General features: G+C 41.1%; 15 protein-coding genes. 6 read left to right on the top strand and 9 right to left on the bottom strand.

The window, feature by feature from the left end; translation table 11 throughout:
- Nucleotides 1-163: 163 nt before the first annotated feature.
- Genes ACILP5_RS10180 through ACILP5_RS10155 form a run of 6 tightly spaced genes read right to left on the bottom strand, consistent with a single transcriptional unit; the run spans nucleotide 164 to nucleotide 7,940 of the window.
- Complete coding sequence (locus ACILP5_RS10180; RefSeq protein WP_395618542.1) at nucleotides 164-1,027, bottom strand: EamA family transporter; 864 nt, start codon at nucleotides 1,025-1,027, stop codon at nucleotides 164-166.
- Nucleotide 1,028: 1 nt separating this feature from the next.
- The gene (gene hemH / locus ACILP5_RS10175; protein ID WP_395618541.1) at nucleotides 1,029-2,039 is read right to left on the bottom strand and encodes a ferrochelatase; all 1,011 of its coding nucleotides are present in this window, start codon (nucleotides 2,037-2,039) and stop codon (nucleotides 1,029-1,031) included.
- Between the two features lie 35 nt (nucleotides 2,040-2,074).
- Entirely contained in the window at nucleotides 2,075-3,223 is a 1,149-nt protein-coding gene (locus ACILP5_RS10170; protein ID WP_395618540.1) for a DUF4249 domain-containing protein, read from the bottom strand.
- A gap of 1 nt (nucleotide 3,224) precedes the next feature.
- On the bottom strand, nucleotides 3,225-5,630 hold the full coding sequence (locus ACILP5_RS10165) for a TonB-dependent receptor domain-containing protein (RefSeq protein ID WP_395618539.1): 2,406 nt from the start codon (nucleotides 5,628-5,630) through the stop codon (nucleotides 3,225-3,227).
- A gap of 55 nt (nucleotides 5,631-5,685) precedes the next feature.
- Nucleotides 5,686-6,774, bottom strand: coding sequence for an NADH-quinone oxidoreductase subunit H (locus ACILP5_RS10160; protein WP_395618538.1), 1,089 nt, complete (start codon nucleotides 6,772-6,774; stop codon nucleotides 5,686-5,688).
- Complete coding sequence (locus tag ACILP5_RS10155) at nucleotides 6,774-7,940, bottom strand: trans-sulfuration enzyme family protein (protein ID WP_395618537.1); 1,167 nt, start codon at nucleotides 7,938-7,940, stop codon at nucleotides 6,774-6,776. The genes ACILP5_RS10160 and ACILP5_RS10155 overlap by 1 nt, the downstream gene beginning before the upstream one ends.
- A 163-nt stretch (nucleotides 7,941-8,103) precedes the next feature.
- Between ACILP5_RS10155 and ACILP5_RS10150 the strand changes: the two genes are divergently transcribed.
- The 5 genes from ACILP5_RS10150 (at nucleotide 8,104) to ACILP5_RS10130 (ending at nucleotide 12,464) form a co-directional block, all read left to right on the top strand.
- On the top strand, nucleotides 8,104-9,471 hold the full coding sequence (locus ACILP5_RS10150; RefSeq protein WP_395618536.1) for a DUF1080 domain-containing protein: 1,368 nt from the start codon (nucleotides 8,104-8,106) through the stop codon (nucleotides 9,469-9,471).
- 8 nt (nucleotides 9,472-9,479) lie between these two features.
- Complete coding sequence (locus ACILP5_RS10145; RefSeq protein ID WP_395618535.1) at nucleotides 9,480-10,805, top strand: Gfo/Idh/MocA family protein; 1,326 nt, start codon at nucleotides 9,480-9,482, stop codon at nucleotides 10,803-10,805.
- A 310-nt stretch (nucleotides 10,806-11,115) separates the two neighbouring features.
- Nucleotides 11,116-11,886 (top strand): PASTA domain-containing protein, encoded by a 771-nt coding sequence (locus ACILP5_RS10140; protein WP_395618534.1) that lies wholly within the window; start codon nucleotides 11,116-11,118, stop codon nucleotides 11,884-11,886.
- 4 nt (nucleotides 11,887-11,890) lie between these two features.
- Complete coding sequence (locus ACILP5_RS10135; protein WP_395618533.1) at nucleotides 11,891-12,190, top strand: rhodanese-like domain-containing protein; 300 nt, start codon at nucleotides 11,891-11,893, stop codon at nucleotides 12,188-12,190.
- A gap of 1 nt (nucleotide 12,191) precedes the next feature.
- On the top strand, nucleotides 12,192-12,464 hold the full coding sequence (locus ACILP5_RS10130; RefSeq protein WP_395618532.1) for a rhodanese-like domain-containing protein: 273 nt from the start codon (nucleotides 12,192-12,194) through the stop codon (nucleotides 12,462-12,464).
- Here ACILP5_RS10130 and miaA read toward each other — a convergent pair.
- From miaA to ACILP5_RS10115, 3 genes are all read right to left on the bottom strand, one after another.
- Nucleotides 12,453-13,358 (bottom strand): tRNA (adenosine(37)-N6)-dimethylallyltransferase MiaA, encoded by a 906-nt coding sequence (gene miaA, locus ACILP5_RS10125; RefSeq protein WP_395618531.1) that lies wholly within the window; start codon nucleotides 13,356-13,358, stop codon nucleotides 12,453-12,455. The genes ACILP5_RS10130 and miaA overlap by 12 nt on opposite strands.
- A 3-nt stretch (nucleotides 13,359-13,361) precedes the next feature.
- Nucleotides 13,362-14,657: a DEAD/DEAH box helicase gene (locus ACILP5_RS10120; RefSeq protein WP_395618530.1), complete on the bottom strand. Its 1,296-nt coding sequence runs from the start codon at nucleotides 14,655-14,657 to the stop codon at nucleotides 13,362-13,364.
- Between the two features lie 76 nt (nucleotides 14,658-14,733).
- A complete protein-coding gene (locus ACILP5_RS10115) occupies nucleotides 14,734-15,213 on the bottom strand; it encodes a hypothetical protein (RefSeq protein WP_395618529.1) in 480 nt (159 codons plus the stop codon).
- A 73-nt stretch (nucleotides 15,214-15,286) separates the two neighbouring features.
- On the opposite strand from ACILP5_RS10115, the gene ACILP5_RS10110 reads away from it, so the two are divergent.
- The coding region (locus tag ACILP5_RS10110; protein WP_395618528.1) for an MFS transporter at nucleotides 15,287-16,354 on the top strand (1,068 nt) is incomplete at its 3' end.

Below are 16,354 nucleotides of genomic sequence, written 5' to 3'. Positions count from 1 at the left end.
AGCGACTATAAAACATTCAATGCACAAAGAACAAAGCAAAAAGAACAAAGTTGGTATCGCCTTCGGCGATGAATTCTGAAGTGTTTTTCTCATAACATAAAAAGAGCGGCAAATGCCGCTCTTTTTATTCCAACTTTGAACTTTGCTCTTTGAACTTTGAAATTTAAAGAATGATTAACGCGATTCCAAGGCACCCTAACCCAATCCCCAACCACTGTTTATTCGTCAACTTTTCTTTGAAGAAAATCAAAGCGGTAACAGCGCTTAAAAGAATAACCCCTAGATTATAAATGGTTAAAACCACCGCTCCATTTTGTTGGTAAGCATCTAACGCTTTAAGCAAGAAATAAAAGGAGAAGAAATTAGGAAGACCTAAAGGAATGGCAGCTAAAACGGATCTTAAAGACCAGGTAACACCACCTGTAATCGTCCAATAAACTAAGACAACGGCAGATGTGGCCATAGAACCAAGTAAAAGCATTAAGGTAAATGAAATACTGCCTCCTACTTGCTGAACGATGGCAGCATTCAAATAATTAAATGCCGTATTGGTAATACCATAGGCTATGAATACCGCAACTAAAGCCCAAATGACGGGCTTTTGGACAGAACCTGAATCGGATGGACTACAGAAATAGATAGCCGCAAAAGACAATACAAGTCCAGCCATCACCGATAAAGTCAGCGCACCACCTGTCTTCCAAATAAATAGATTCACCATCACCGGAATCACTAACGAGATATTATTCGCTAAAGACGTGGGCGCCATTCCATTCTTAACGGTCGAATAGCCGGATAATAAGAAAGTAATCACAAAGCCGATTCCAATGCCTAGAATCCCCAAGGAATAACCTGTAGAGGGCCAATGAAAAGGAATCGCATCCATTTGGTGAAAATAACCCGTTAGAAAACAAACGGGATAATTCAGTAGAATGGCGATGCGGGTATCGATATTGAATTTTGCATGTGCTCGAAAATTCACTAATAATAATACCGAGAATACAATAGTTAATAGTAATGCTACCATGCTATGAATTCTTTACAAGGTCATCTAAAAGCGCTACGTATTCTGGGGAGTTGTTCAAACTTTCCACTAACTGCCAATGCTCGCCACCCGCTTCTTCGAACAATTCCTTGTACTCCTCTCCTACTTCGATGGTCGTTTCTAAACAATCCGCAACGAAGGCTGGAGAGAAGGCTAAAATCTTCTTTTTGCCCTCTTTGACGAGCTTTTTAATAGTGTCGTCCGTGTAGGGTTGTAACCAAGGATCGCGGCCTAAACGGCTTTGAAAAGCTGTCCCGTACGTTCCAGGCTTTAAGCCCATTTCTTTGGCAATTAATCGGGTTGTTTCATGGCACTGAGCCCGGTAACAACCGTGATTTTTTTCGGTAATCGATTCACAGCATGTGCCAAAAACACAGGTATTCTTCGTCAAGTCCCCTCTGCGAATATGTCGTTCTGGAACTCCATGGTACGAGAACAAATAGTAATCAAAGTCTACGTCTTTTTGGTAATTCGCCGCTTTATCCGCAAAATACTTAGCAAATATGGGGTGTTGATAAAAATAACTCACTAAAGAAACAGAAGGCATGATCTGCCAATTGGACATCAATTCCATCACCCGTTCGTATACTGAACCGGTAGTAGCGGATGCATATTGAGGGAAGAAAGGAATGATGATTAGTTTCTTCAGATTCGCTTTCTCCATCTCAGCCATGGCTGTTTTTAGATCTGGACTCTGATAGCGCATGGCTAAACGAACCATATATCCTTCGCCTAATGAGGCCGCTAAAGATGCGCAAACATCTTCTCCATAAAACTTAAGAGGAGAGCCACGCTCTTCCCATAACTCTTTATAGATTTTAGCAGATTGAGGTGCTCGAAAAGGAGCAATGATTCCATTCACTAGTAAATAGCGAAATGGATAGGGGATATCAATCACACGGCCATCCATTAAAAATTCCCGTAAATATTTACGGACACTGGATGTGCCTGGGTCATCTGGTGTTCCCAGATTCACTAATAAAACTCCGATCATAGGTATAATTAAAGCACAAATTTGTGCCTAAAAAACTAGAATACCCAACCTTCCGGAGTAATTTTTGTTCTGGTAGGTGATTCAATACAAGGTGCCTTATCAAGGCAACCCACTGATCCAGGTGGACATGCGTAAGTTTCTCCTGGCACAACCGTAATTATCGGAAACTCCCCTGCTGGTATATCCTTCCTACGGTCAATGATAAAAATTTTCTTTCGTACGGAGAAAACATTAAATATTCCTAATACACGCTCCGTGGGATTCGTTAAAGATTTAATGTTTAAGCTAAAACGCGTTTCAGCAGGAACGTCAAACAAGGATCCTGATGACTGTACTTGGGAGATTAATGATTGGTAAAAGGCGTAGGCATTTTTTGTAACAGATCGTTGTTCTAAGCGGAAATAGTAAGGTGTCCAATTATCAAACGGAATTCGTGCCACCTGGCGACCCACTACTCGCTGACCATTCGTTAACACATCCGAAAATACATTCAAATCATTGTTAGTGGAAATATCCCAACAATTTCCATCGCACATATAATTCAAAATGGCCTCCGTTCGATTTCTTGGCTGAACACATTCATTTCTTCTAAAGTCAAAAGTACCTCCGTCGGTGCAAGTGGCACAATAACCAACTCTAGAATAATGTTTCCAATTCCAAAGGTAAAAATCCCCCTCCGCTGGAGTATCTTTAAAATCTAAATAGACCGTAAATCCAGCTCTGCGAATATCTACTTTCGAATATTGATCAAAAATTTCAAAACGAGAAATAGCATTTTCAATCTCCGGAACTGCCTTCATTGTTTCTGAAGTACTTTCATAAGTTTGGCCCGTTAACGTCCTCACATTTAACTTATAAGAAGATCCTACTTTTCCAACGAATCCTTTAGGTGGATAATAGGTGCCTACTGGAACCCCTTCTGTAAAGGTTGTTTTTACACCCTCTTGGTCAGTAACTGAAACGACTGCCTTCGATATAGGAAGAGCTAATTGTGAAGTTAAACGATTAGCCGAACTAGTTAATCGAACTTTACTTAATTGTGCATCATCGGAAATATCCGCCTCAATAGTTGTAAATGAGGTAGAGTCAATTTGAACAAAATCGGTAATCGGTTTCACGCATGCCCAGGTCGCACAACCGATGAGCAAGACATAAAAACTTATTTTTTTGAATGAAAAAGACATATTACAAGAATTTGAAATTATAAGTTAGAGAGATAAATGGAGAGGCGAATACACTTAATTCATATGCGCGCAAGCCTTGCCTCGTCGATTTAAAGAATACAGAATAAGGGTTTTGACGACCATACAAATTATAGACCGTAAATACCCAACTACCCTCCCAACGTTGCTTTTTCATAGAAGGATTATTGATTGTCCATGAAAAATCTAAGCGGTGATAATCTCGAATTCGATCGTTATTTCGATCTGCAAAAACAGGGAATTTTTTACCTCCGATCTCATAGGATCCTGACGGGGACGAAAAAGGACGACCCGTGTTATAGGCAAAGGTAAAGGAGAAACTATGGTGAGTCGTGGGCTGAATATTTAACATCATATTCAAGGTGTGTGGCTTATCATAATTCGTGGCAAACCATTCTCCCCCATTGATTGACTGCACTTCAGGAAAATCACCAATCATCTGATTAAAGGCCCGAGCGTAGGTATAAGACACCCAACCGGATACTTCTCCCTTCTTCTTTTGTACCATTAATTCCATCCCATACGCTTTACTTTTACCCGTAACCAATTGCGTTTCGATATTCGGATTCAATTGAAGGTTTGCTCCAGAAACGAAATCCAAGGTATTTCTGACGTCCCTATAATAGGTTTCAATAGACGCCTCATAGACGTTTTCATTAAAGGTCTTGAATAGACCCAAGGAGAGAAAATCACTCTGCTGAGGCTTGATGAAATTATCTGCTGTCTTCCAGCGAGATGTAGGCAAAGGAGTGGTGTTATTAGATAATAATTGGAAAAATTGTTGTTGTCTATTATAGCCAAATTTCATGGTTGCAGTCTCCGCTAAAGAATACTTCATCGTAACTCGAGGTTCGAAACCTCCATAAGAGGCCATTACCTCCCCTGGAGCATATGTATTTTTGCGAATCACAGAATTCAAAGATGGCATTTGACCTGGTGCATATACATTTTCTGTCCCAGCACCCATGCGGTAATAATGAGAATAACGCAAACCTGCCTGTAGGGTTAACTTCGGACTCAAAGTCCATTCATCGTCCGCGAAAATACCTAATTCATACGACTGCTCATCGGGTAATTTTACTGAGGCCACTCTAGAAACAATACCCTCATTCAAATTACCTGGATCTATATCGTAGCGAGTTCCCGTAATACCAAAATTCATTTTGTGGTTTTCCCGAGGTTGGTAATCGAAACTTGCTGTTACATTTCGGTACAGAATAGAACTTAGTAAATTAATCGTATTGACCGAATCTGGGGCAAAAGTCTTCGTTGAATAATCTGTCACAGCACCACTTATCATCATGTTAAGTTTGGATGAAAAATAGTGATTCCAGTGCAAAGCCATATTTTTATGGCCATAATTAAACGAGGTTTGCTTCGCTATAACGTTCTCAATGCTAAATAACGAATCCACTCGGTAAAAATCATGACTCAAATAAGTCGAAAGGGAGATCGTGTTTTTTGTGTTAGGACGGAAATAAATCTTCGTCGCCACATCAGAGAAGTTAGCCCGAAGATTTTTTAGATAATCCGGTGCAAACCATTTAAACATAAAATCATTGACAGAAAGTCGTCCAGCTACTAATACCGATAACTTATCTTTAATAATCGGAATTTCAGCCATTACTCGGTTTGAAACTAAACCAATACCCCCTTGCATTTTGAATTTTTCGGTGTTAGGCTCAATCATCTTAATGTCTAATACCGAAGCTGTACGACCGCCAAAACGGGTGGGCACCCCACCTTTGTATAATTCTAAATCACGAATGGCATCTGAAGCAAACACGGAGAATAAACCAAACATATGCGTCGGGTTAAAAATAGGGGTATCATCGATGTAAATTAAATTTTGGTCTACATTCGAACCCCGAATATTCAATCCATTAGCGCCTTCACCCACGGAGGAAACACCCGGAAGGGATTGTAAACTACGAATCACGTCCACCTCGCCCATCATGGTAGGTAACTTCTTAATACCCTTTAAGCTTAATACAGTTACTCCTAAAGAAGGTGTCTGAATATCCCGCTTCGTAGCCGCACTAGAAACAATTACCTCTTCTAATTGCTTCGTAACGTTTTTCAATTCTACGTTTAACTCTGTATTCCCCTTGAGGTTAATTTTCGTACGGTAGGGATTGTATCCTACATAACTAACCTTTACGACCCATTCCCCATAGGGCAAATACACCTTGAAATTACCGAGTGTATCCGTTGTGACTCCTGACTTTTTAAAATCAACAGAAATATCTGCCCCTTTCAACGGCTCTCCAGTAGAGGCATCAATAACCTTACCAAATAAGGCAGGAAGTGAGGTGTTTTGTGCATTGCTTTGATGCGATAGGATAAATAAAAGCCCTAAGCAAAAGACTCTGGGTAAGAGTTTGATCATAGATAGTAGGTTTGCAAACGTAATCGGTAAAGAAACAAAGAATAATGCGGATTACTTACATTATTAGCGACCAAAGCGCAGATATTGCGACGAAAATCAGGGCAAAGGGGGTCAGCACTTTCCAGCACAAATACATCAGCTGATCTACCCGAAGACGAGGAAGTGTCCATCTAACCCACATTTGGATGGCTATCAGAATATAGGTTTTAAACATCAGCCAAATAAAACCAATCAGCGTTGCATAGACGCTGCCAGGCTGGCCATTCGTCCAATCTGCCAAACGAACAGATCCGATATTAGGCAATGGAGAATACCAAGCTCCCCAAAATAAAATAACCCCTAAAACACTTACAAGAAGCATTATTCCATATTCCGAGAGAAATAGCAAAGCCCAACGCATACCTGCATATTCTGTATGAAAACCGCCTACTAGTTCAGACTCGGCCTCTGGAATGTCAAAAGGAGCCCGATTCGCTTCGGCTAAGGAGGCAATAAAATAGATGACGAACAAAAAGAAAAACAAAGGCATTCGCACCACATTCCAACTTAAGAAACCTCCTACTTGTGTCACATCGATGCCTAGACTTTTTATTCCAAATAGGTACTGTGTTTCTGAAGCGAAAATCCCCTGCTGCAAAGAAATATCCTGCAAATTGAGTGAGCCAGAAATCAACACAACACATAAAATGGTTAAACCCAAAGGAATCTCGTACGAAACGAGCTGTGCAGCAGAACGAATAGCACCTAAAAGTGAATACTTATTATTAGAAGTCCACCCTGCTAACAAAATGCCCAAACTATCTAATGAAATTATCCCCATTAAGAGCATCAACCCCATCTGGGTTTGACTTCCCTGTAAAAAAGTACCAGAACTTAAAGGGATAACAGAAAATGCTCCAAAAACAGATAAAAATATGATCCAAGGAGCCATCAGAAATAACCGCTTTTGAGCATTTTCTGGAACAATATCTTCCTTTTGAAATAACTTCAATAGATCTGCAAATACTTGCAACAAGCCCCATTTACCGACATTCATTGGCCCTAATCGATCCTGCATAAAAGCAGACAACTTTCGTTCTACATAAACGCCAATCACGACATTTACGGTCAACAAAAGCAAACAGACGATCAGAGCGATCCACATTAGCTAATTTGATTAAGGGCTTGTAAGAAATCCGCTTTTAAATCCCCAATAGATTCTAAACCTACTGCTATACGAACTAAACCATCCGTGATTCCTAAAGCTGCTTTCTCTTCTGCTGGTATTTTAGCGTGGGTAGTTGAGGCAGGATGTGTAATAATTGTACGAGTATCACCTAAATTAGGTGAGATTGAGGCTATCTTCAATAACTTACTAAAGGCTATCACCTTTTCAAATCCACCCTTAATGTCGATGGTGAGAATGCCACCGCCGTATTTCATTTGACGTTTAGCTAATTCATATTGAGGATGTGATTTTAAAAAAGGGTATTTAACTGCATGTAGGGCTTTATGTCCTTCAAGTACTTCCGCTAACGACTGCGCATTTTCTGAATGCTTCTGCATTCTTAAATCCAATAACTCTAAACTCTTAGAAAGTACCCATGCGTTAAACACTGATAAAGATGGCCCTGTATGTCTCGCAAAGAAACGAATCTCATCAATATATACTTTTTTCCCGCAGATTACACCACCTAAAACACGGCCTTGGCCGTCGATGTATTTTGTTGCGGAGTGAATCACTAAATCAGCCCCCAAATCCAATGGAGTTTGCAAAATAGGCGTGGCAAAGCAGTTATCAACGGCTAAAATGATATCATTGTCTTCTTTTAAGGCAGCTAATTCTTTTATGTCAATCAACTCTAGACCAGGATTTGATGGAGATTCGCAGAAAAAGAATTTTGTATTTGGTTTGAACGCTGCTTTCCAGGCATTGATGTCAGCGCCTGGAACGAAGGTACATTCGATGCCCCATTTAGAGGTAATCTTCGTTAAAATCTGGATGCAAGACCCAAACAAAGCATTGGAGGCCACTATGTGATCTCCAGCCTTTAAAAGACCAGCCATCGAAGCAAAAATAGCAGCCATCCCAGTAGAAAATGCGATACCATCCTCTGCATTTTCCAGCATATTCATCTTCTCCACAAATTCATCCACATTTGGATTCATGTAACGAGAATAAATATTACCCGCCATTTCTTCGGCGAAAATCGCTCTACCCTGCTCCGCATCATCAAAAGTGAAGCTTGAAGTCAAATACAATGGCACAGAATGCTCTCTGTTTTGAGATCTTTCGGCTTGAATGCGGATGGCTTTGGTCTGTTTTTGCATATTCTTCAAATTAATCTACAAATTTAATAGAATACGGCTGATATCCGCCCCTGTAGGATTACAAATTTATTGACCTGATTTTGACACCCATCTAAAGTAAATTATTTAAAGATATTTGAGTAAATTTCGAAGAACTAAGCCTTTCAAAGAAAACTAAAAAACTATGAAAAAATTGATTATACCCTTTTTAAGCTTGTTTTTGACGGTTGGTTTGCAACAAGTACAAGCTCAAAAATGGACCAACCTATTCGATGGCAAAACCTTCAAAGGATTCAAACAGCTCAATGGACAGGCAAAATATGAAGTAAAGGATGGAGTTATGGTGGGAACTACCGTGGCTAATACACCTAACTCTTTCATGGCCACCGAACAAGAATACGGCGATTTCATCCTAGAATTTGATGTCAAAGTAGACAATAAGATGAATTCTGGGGTTCAATTCAGAAGTTTATCTATTCCTGAATACCAAAATGGACGCGTGCATGGTTACCAGGTAGAAATCGACCCTTCAACTAGAGGTTGGTCTGGAGGGATCTATGACGAGGCAAGACGCGGGTGGTTAGCACAAAATGAATTAAAACCAGAGGCGAAGAAGGCATTTAAATTAGGGGATGTTTGGAACCATTACCGTGTAGAGGCGATTGGGTCTACCATCCGCACCTGGATTAATGACATCCCAGTGACTTACTTAGTAGATGATATGACGGCAAAAGGTTTTATTGCCTTTCAAGTGCATGCGATTAATACAAATGTAAATGCAGGCACGCAGGTGATGTGGAAAAACATCCGCATTCAAACGGGAAAAGATATGCAACCACGTCCTTTGGACAATAAAGTTGTAGTAGATAATTATCTATTAAATAAGATCTCCGATCAAGAAAAAGCACAAGGTTTCCGCTTATTATTTAATGGAAAAGACTTAACAGGTTTCCGTTCTGCTTTCAAGACAACTGCTCCTCCTTCAGTTTGGACAGTAGAGGACGGAACACTACATGTAAATAGTAAAGGTGGCAAAGAATCAGGCAATGGTGGAGATATCTTGACCAACGACAAATTCTCAGCTTTTGAGCTAACTTTTGATTTCAAGTTAACAGAAGGCGCAAACTCAGGTGTAAAATATTTCGTAAATGAATCCTATAACTCAGGTATGTCTGCCATCGGTTTAGAATACCAAGTTTTAGATGATGCAAAACACCCGGACGCAAAGCTAGGAACCGTAGGAAACCGCACGTTAGCGAGTTTATATGACATCATTCCATCGAATAAAATTGATGGTCGTTTCCAAAAGAAAGTAGGTGAATGGAATCAAGGACGTATCATTGTTTATCCAAACAACATCGTCCAACACTGGTTAAATGGCTTTAAAGTGATCGAATACGAGCGAAAAAGCAATATCTTCAAAGTCTTAGTAGCACATAGCAAGCATAAAGTATGGGATGGTTTTGGAGCGCAAGATTCAGGACCAATCCTTTTCCAAGAGCACGGGGATTCCGTATTCTATAAAAACATCAAAATCAGAGAAATTAACTAAACCAACCTATGGAAAGAAGAGAATTTTTACACAAAGGTGCCCTAGCTTCTCTAGGTACTTTAGCTTTTAGCCCAAAATCGTACAGCAAGATTCTTGGCGCAAATGACCGCGTTCGCGTGGCTTGCGTGGGTTTCTCTGATCGTCACCGGGCATCACATGTTCCTCCATTTAAGGCTTTGGCCAAAGGAATGAACTTCGAAATGGTCGCCTTATCTGATCTATGGAACCGCCGTAGAGACGAGGGAAAAGCCTATTTAGAAAAAGAATTAGGTGGATCTATCCAGACCTACAGAAACAATGAAGAATTGTATTCTGCCAAAGGAATCGATGCTGTTTTCATTTCTACAGCTGACTTCCAACACGCTTTACACACTATTGAGGCAGTAAAAGCAGGTTGCGATACCTATACGGAAAAACCATTAGCTGAAACAATGGAAGATAATCGTGCGGTTTTAAAGGCAGTAAAAGACTCTGGCAAGATCGTTCAAATCGGTTCTCAACGTCGTTCAGGCGAAAACTACTGGGCTGCGGATGAATTCATCAAGTCAGGTAAATTTGGTGATATCAAAATGGTGGAATTGATGTGGAATGTCAACCAACCAGGTCGCTGGAGACGTCCAGAATTAACAAGCATTTTAAAAGAATCAGATATCGACTGGAAACGTTACTTAATGAACCGACCAGCAGATAAATTTGATCCACGTAAATACTTAGAATACCGCCTGTTCTGGCCTTATTCTTCTGGAATTGCAGGACAGTGGATGTCGCATCAAATCGATACCGTGCACTGGTTCTCAGGCCTATCTCACCCGAATTCAGTGGTGGCAAACGGAGGTATCTACCAATGGAACGATGGCCGTGTGAATGCAGATACCATGACAGTGGTAATGGATTATGGAAAAGGAACCAAAGGATTCCAAGTTCAATTCACCTCACGCTTCTCTAACTCCGCAGGTGGTACGAAAGAAATTTACTACTCAAACGGCGGTGAATTAAACTTAGATACAAATACGATCTCCCCTAACGGCGGTCTACGTGAGCGCGAAGCAAAAGCGATGGGCTTACAAGCGAACTTATTACCAACGATGAAAATCGAAGGAGCTAAAGTAGCGACTGACGCAGACACAGGTGGAGACGTTTTAACTTTCAACCACGTGAAAAACTGGATGGAATGCGTTCGTTCTCGCAAAACACCAAACGCTCCAATCGAGGCTGGTTACCAACACTCGATCGCTACTATCATGTCCAATGCAGCTTACCGCACGGGACAACGCGTTACTTTTGATGAGAAAATGCAAGAGGTAATGGCGGGGGATAAGGTTTTTAAGTATTAGTCAGTATCCGGTAGCCAGTAATCGGTAGTCGGTAGTCGGTGGTCCGGAGTAGAGAGTATAGAGTATAGATAATTTCAAAATGGGGGCGCAAGCCCCTTTTTTGTTTATCAGAGTAGAGAGTTGAAGGAAAAGAATAAAGCATAAAGCACAAAGAATAAAGTTGGAATCAAAATGGAGGTAAAAGCCTCCATTTTGATGATTTGTGCAAATATTAGGTCATACAACTTCAATACTGACTTTATTCTTTGTGCTTTATGCTTTATGCTTTAATAAGATTTAGTAAATTGCGCTACAATAGATTCATACTTCCATGGCGATCATTTCAACTAAATCAAAAAAGGACTTCTACCTGCACGTAGCGATTTTAGTGACGTTGTTTTTAGTACTCTTCTTTGGTTTCTTTTTCGTCTATTTACCTTGGAGCACTCACCACGGCGAAACCATCAAAGTTCCTAATTTGAAAGGGATGTCGATGGATAAGATGGAGGAATCGGTAGACGCGAATAACCTAGAATACGAAATATCGGATTGCACGTTTGTGGCTGATAAGCCCCCATTGACCATTTTATCGCAATATCCATTGCCCAATGCATTGGTGAAATCAGGTCGTAAAATCTACATTACTATTAATTCAGAGACCCCTCCCACGATTCGAATGCCTAATTTAATTGGTCTTTCAGTGCGTAGTGCTGAACAGCAATTGGTGATTGCGGGATTGAAGAAAGGGATTGTGCACCAGGTGAATGATCCGAGATTGAAAGAGGTGATTGATATGCAGGCTTTGGGACGTAAAATAACGGCTGGAAGCAGTATTCCGAAGGGAACTGAGGTCGATTTGTATATCGGAAATGGAACGGCAAATGCGGAGATTGAATTACCTGATTTGATTGGCAAACCAATTGATGAGGTGTCGATTATATTAGCGGGAATGAATTTGAAATTAGGCAAAGTGACCTATGAGGCCAATAGCGATTTAGAAGCAGGAACTGTATTCAAACAAACGTGTGCAACGTGCGATGGAACAAGTATTCATCCGGGTGATACGATTGATGTTTGGGTGGTAGGTGACGGAAATAATTAATACGATGGATATTACAATTGAAGAATTAAAGGAGCGAATGGATAAAGGCGAGGCCTTACATTTATTTGATGTTCGCGAAGAATATGAGTTTGATGAGTTCAATATTGGTGCGACATTGATCCCTTTGGGTGAATTGCCGGATCGTTTGGATGAGATATCTCATTTGAAAAATGAGGAGATTTTGATTCATTGCCGTTCTGGGGCGCGTTCTGGTCGTGCGAAAGACTATTTAACAGCTGAAGGCTATACGAATGTCCGCAATGTATTGGGCGGCATGATGGCGTGGCAAGCGGCAGGTTACTAAGATGACCGCGGCTGAATTCAAAGCTGATTTAACACAGGTAAACCTCCTAGATATAAGGACGCCCAGAGAGTGGGATGACTTTAATTTAGGAGGTTTTCACGTTCCATTGGATGTGCTTTTGGGGCGCATCGATGAAATTTCTAGGGAGAAAAACTGGGTGATTATCTGCTATAATGGGACGCAGAGTTTGATTGCTTTGCGTTTATTGAAGGCCAAAGGCTTCACTCAAATTGACCACCTCGAAGGCGGCTTGGAAGCCTATTTAAGCCTCTAATCGTTTCAAAATCTCCACAAAAGCTGTGCTAGGATGCAGGTAGGTATATGCATCTTGATTTCTAAACCAGGTCATCTGCTTCTTCGCATAATGCCGGTTATTGCGCTTTAATAAGCGAATCATTTCTGCTTCATCGTATTCTCCTCGCAGAAAACCATAGATCTCCTTATAACCCAGAGTTTTCAGTGCGTACAAATGCTGCTTATCTTCAAAAGCCTTCGCTTCTTTCATCAAACCAGCCGCTAACATTTGATCCATTCGTTGATCAATACGCGTATATAATTCTTCGCGCGGACGCTCTAAACAGATTTTGATGACTTGGAAAGGCCTAGCGGGCTTTTGGGCTAAACGAAATTCTGAATAGGGTTTCCCGGTAGAAAGGCAAACTTCTAGCGCGCGAATGACGCGTTGAGGGTTTTTGGCATCCACTTGCGCCGCATATTCTGGATCGAGGGACTTTAATTCAGAGAATAAGGCCCAAAGACCTTCCTTCTTCAACCGATTATTCAATGATTCCCGTAGATCTAAATCTGCCTCAGGCATCTCATCTAATCCTTCCGTTAAAGCTTTGATATACAATCCAGAACCACCCGTGGCAATGACCACGTCGTGTTTTTGAAACAAGTTCTCCAGAAGTGCTGTCGCCTCCCGCTCAAAATCCCCGGGTGAGAAATAATCCTCCACCGAATGAGAATCAATGAAATGATGTTTTACCCCACCCTGTTCTTCTAAAGAGGGTTTGGCGGTTCCTATCGCTAGTTCTCGGTAAAATTGACGGGAATCAGCTGAAATAATGTCCGTCTGTAGGTGCTTCGCTAAATCCACACAAAGTGCGGTCTTACCCACGGCTGTGGGACCTACAATGACGAGCAATATTTTTTTAGCTTTACTCAATTATCAATAGGTATTTTTCTTACCGTACCATTTACGACCTGAACTTGCCTTATCGAAAGAACGAGCAGGCTTCGCATCAGCAGCTGCTGGTGCTCCAGGACGAGCAGCGCCGCCATGGCGAGGTTGGCCTTGTGGCTTCTTCGCTGCTTTTTCGACATGCAAAACCTTCATCGGGTATTTATGCGCTTCCACTACTGGAATCTTCTTCCCGATTAATTTCTCAATATCTTTTAAATACGCTTTCTCTTCAATATCACAGAAGGATATAGCCGCTCCTTTTGCCCCTGCACGGCCTGTACGACCGATTCTGTGCACATAAGTTTCAGCGATGTTCGATAATTCGAAGTTGACTACGTATTCCAATTCGTCAATATCAATACCACGAGCGGCGATGTCGGTTGCGACAAGTACACGCGTTGTTTGGGCTTTGAAGTTTTTCAAGGCTGTTTGACGCGCGTTTTGGGACTTATTACCGTGAATGGCTTCCGCCTTAATACTTGCCTTTAATAACATTTTCACCACCTTGTCAGCGCCATGTTTTGTACGGGTAAAGACTAAGGCTGTTTTAATCGATGTGTCTTGTAAGATGTCGAGCAATAAGTCGTTTTTGTTTCCTTTATCTACGAAATAGACCGATTGATTGATGATTTCGACAGTAGAAGAAACAGGAGTAACGGATACGGAGGCGGGATTTCTTAAAATACTACCTGCTAGTTTCACAATTTCAGGGGGCATCGTCGCTGAGAAGAATAGCGATTGACGCTTGTGCGGCAAAGCAGCTAATAATTTCTTCACATCGTGGATGAAACCCATATCCAACATACGGTCAGCCTCGTCTAAAACGAAGTATTCCACGTCTGCAATCGATAAAAGGCGTTGGTTCATGAGGTCCAAAAGACGTCCAGGCGTAGCAATCACTACGTCAGCACCGCTGCGGATGGCTGAAACTTGAGGACTTTGGCCTACACCACCAAAAATAACGGCATATTTCAAATCCGTATGACGAGCATACGCACGGAAACTTTCTCCAATCTGAATTGCTAACTCCCTAGTAGGAGTCACAATTAGGGCACGAACTTTCTTATTTTTCGAGAAGCTTTTGTTCTCTTCTAACAGCTGAATGATGGGCAACGTAAACGCTGCGGTTTTACCTGTCCCTGTTTGGGCACAACCTAATAAATCCGTTCCACGAAGGACGATAGGAATAGATTGAGCTTGAATGGGGGTAGGATTACTGTAACCCTCTTCTTTGAGCGCCTTTAAAATAGGCTCAATGAGGTGCAATGATTCGAATGACATAAAAATGTATAAAGATGTGTTATGAGCAATGAAATAATAACAAACATCCTCATAATGTGGCGCAAAGGTACGCCTTTTATTTCACAGATTCGGTTAAACGTCCTAATTCGGCTAATAACGCCTTGATCTCCTCCCCTTTATGGGTCCCAATTAATAAAGGTTCACCCTCCTTAAATTTCAGTTGAAGACCTATATCTCCTGATACATTATAGACTAAGCCTTGACCACCAAAGCCATATTTTATACCCCAGCCACCGTATTCCATCAAGGGACTATACGTTCGGACATAGCAAGCAGAAAGAGAATCCCAATCATAAAATTTCTCCTTGAAGTGGAACGGAGTAAATCGCACATAAATACCTTCTTCTGCGATTCTAGTCACTAATTTCATTTGCCAAAACAACACAGGTATCAACATCCCTAGACCAAATGATATAATAAACGTGATGGTTGTGGGAGGTGACACGGTGGCAATGGCATACATCATCGTAATCCATGATCCAATCAAGATCAACCATAACCACCATTGGTTGAAGCGTTGCGTTTCTGTAAACATAAACAAGAATTTTGGCTCAAATTTAGCAGAATTAGGTAGAAAATTTTAGATTTGTTAAAACCTATTTAAAATAATGTCAACCAAAAAACAAAGCCTCGCCTACATTATTAGTGCGTCGTCAGTGGGTACCTTAATCGAGTGGTATGATTTTTACATTTTTGGAAGTTTAGCCACCGTATTATCGACCAAATTCTTTCCAACAGATAATCCTACCGCCGCCTTTCTAAACACTTTAGCCACTTTTGCTGCAGGATTTGTAGTGCGTCCTTTTGGTGCTTTAGTTTTTGGTCGTTTAGGCGATTTAATCGGAAGAAAATATACCTTTATGGTCACCCTCATGTTGATGGGAGGTGCGACATTTGCGATTGGATTAATTCCCTCTTATGCCACTATTGGAGCTTGGGCACCCATTTTAGTATTGACACTACGTCTGTTACAAGGACTTGCATTAGGAGGAGAATACGGTGGAGCCGCAACCTATGTGGCCGAACACGCTCCTGCTGAAAGACGCGGATTTTTTACCTCCTGGATTCAAACGACAGCTACTTTAGGTTTAGTTATTTCTTTAGCCGTTATTATGGCCACCAGGGCATCCATGAGTAAAGAAGCATTCGATGAATATGGCTGGAGAATCCCATTTCTAGTCTCGATTCTGATGGTTCTCGTTTCCCTTTTAATCCGCAAAAACATGGAGGAATCGCCTATGTTTGAGCAGGCCAAAGCCGAGGGAAAAATTAGTAAAAACCCGCTAAAGGAATCATTTGGCAATAAATTGAATCTAAAATATGTGCTTTTAGCCTTGTTCGGGGCTACGATGGGGCAAGGTTTAGTCTGGTATACCGGCCAGTTTTATGCACAAACATTCCTATTAAAGATTTGCAATCTGGATGATATTCAAACGAATACGATATTAGTCATCGGCCTTTTACTAGGAACCCCTCTATTTGTATTATTTGGTGCGTTATCAGATAAAATAGGTCGCAAAGGAATTATGATGGCGGGTATGATCATAGCGGTTCTTGCCTATCGCCCCATTTTTGACCAGATGTATAAAACTGTGGATGTGACAAATAAAACAGTGGTTCCCGGTTCAGAAAAGATGACTTTAAATGGCAAGACGACGACTTTAACAAAAGAATTT

Source organism: Aquirufa sp. (assembly GCF_044239315.1).
Taxonomy (GTDB): domain Bacteria; phylum Bacteroidota; class Bacteroidia; order Cytophagales; family Spirosomataceae; genus Aquirufa.
The sequence above is the reverse complement of the archived record's forward strand: the minus strand, read 5'-3'. Positions and strand labels throughout refer to the sequence as shown.